At 69.1% G+C, this 1,446-nt stretch carries 1 protein-coding gene; it reads right to left on the bottom strand.

Features of this window, described 5'->3' with window-relative positions; all coding sequences use genetic code 11:
- Positions 1 to 22 precede the first annotated feature (22 nt).
- Positions 23 to 1,222 carry an IS110 family transposase gene (locus tag ACI2LW_RS33675; protein WP_404735057.1) on the bottom strand — a complete coding sequence of 400 codons (1,200 nt, stop codon included), beginning with the start codon at positions 1,220 to 1,222 and terminating at the stop codon, positions 23 to 25.
- Positions 1,223 to 1,446 lie beyond the last annotated feature (224 nt).

Below are 1,446 nucleotides of genomic sequence, written 5' to 3'. Positions count from 1 at the left end.
AGGCCGCTGCCTAATGCTGAAGTCAAGCCACGAGGTTGAGTTGTGGTCGGTCCTGGTAGGGCCGGCGGTCGCGCAGGATGGCGTAGAGCACGTTGACGCGGCGTCGGGCGAGGGCGATGAGTGCCTGGTGATGTCGCTTTCCCTCGGCTCGCTTGCGGTCGTAGAAGGCCCGGGATGGTGGGTGGTTCGGCATCGCGCAGAAGGCCGACTGGTAGAAGATCCGCTTGAGGGCCTTGTCGCCGCCGGTCGCGCTGCGCGAGTAGCGGATCTTTCCGGACTGGGTGAGCACGGGCGCCAGGCCGGAGGCTGCGGCGAGGGCATCGCCGCTGGAGAAGCGTCGGATGTCGCCGACCGCGGCGATGAGTTCGGCGGTGAGGGTGGCCCCCATCCCCGGCAGGCTGCGGATGAGGGCCCCGTCAGGGTGCACGTCGACCAGCTCCTCGATCTCGGTCTGGAGGGCCAGGAGCCGGTTCTTGCCGGTCAGGAGATCAGCGGCGAGTTCGCGGATGAGTTCGGCGGTGCGGCGCTCGCCGGCCACGGCCGTGCGCTGCGTGTGCGCCGAGCTGACGGCGGCCTGGGCCAGTGCTTCGGCGGTGGGCTGCTTGACGCCGCGTTTGCGCAGGTAGTCGGTGATGCGGGAGGTGCCCGCGCGGCGGATCTCGCTGGCGGTGACGTAGTGGGCCAGCAGGATGAGGCTGGACTTGTTGGTGGGGTCGGTGGCCTTTTCCAGGCCGGGATGGATCGAAGCGAGCAGGTCCCGCAGCCGGTTGATCCGCGCAGTGGCCTCCTTCACCAGCACGGTGCGGTGGCCGACCAGCAGGCGCAGCTCGACGGTGGTCTCCTCCGGCACCTGGACAGCCCGCAGGTCGTCGCGGAGCATGACCTGCTCGGCGATCACCCTCGCGTCCCGGGGATCGGACTTGTTCTCCCCACCCCGGGTACCGCGGCGGGCACGGTTGACGGCCAGGCCGGGCACGTGCACCACCCGCAGACCGGCGGCCAGGAGCATGGCGGTGACCAGCGCGGCCACTCCGCCCATCACGTCCACACCGACGGTGACGGCGCCATGTTCGGCCGCCACGGCCTTCAGGTCGCTGATGGCCTGGCCGATGGCTTCGGGATCGTTGTCGACCCGGCGGCTGCTCAGTTGCCTGCCGCGGTCGTCGGTGACGGCCAGCCAGTGGAAATCTTTGGCGATGTCGAATCCTGCATGAGCGGGCAAGGTGACGCTCCCCTCGTCGACCAACGTGTGGCGCGACTCCTTCCGCCTGTCCTCGCCCTACCCAGCGATGGTCCGCAGAGCCTAATCAGCAGTCCGGAAGAAGTGGCGGGGCAGGGGGAACAGCGGCCTGAGCCATCAAGGGCAGCCAGCATGAAAACCATCCCTGCCCCACCCGCGCAGTCCCAGAGTCGCGAACTCGCGGGACGCACTCAAGAAGGTAGGGC

The sequence above is a fragment of the Streptomyces sp. NPDC004065 genome (assembly GCF_044903565.1).
Taxonomy (GTDB): domain Bacteria; phylum Actinomycetota; class Actinomycetes; order Streptomycetales; family Streptomycetaceae; genus Streptomyces.
This window is presented reverse-complemented; position numbering and strand designations above follow the sequence as displayed.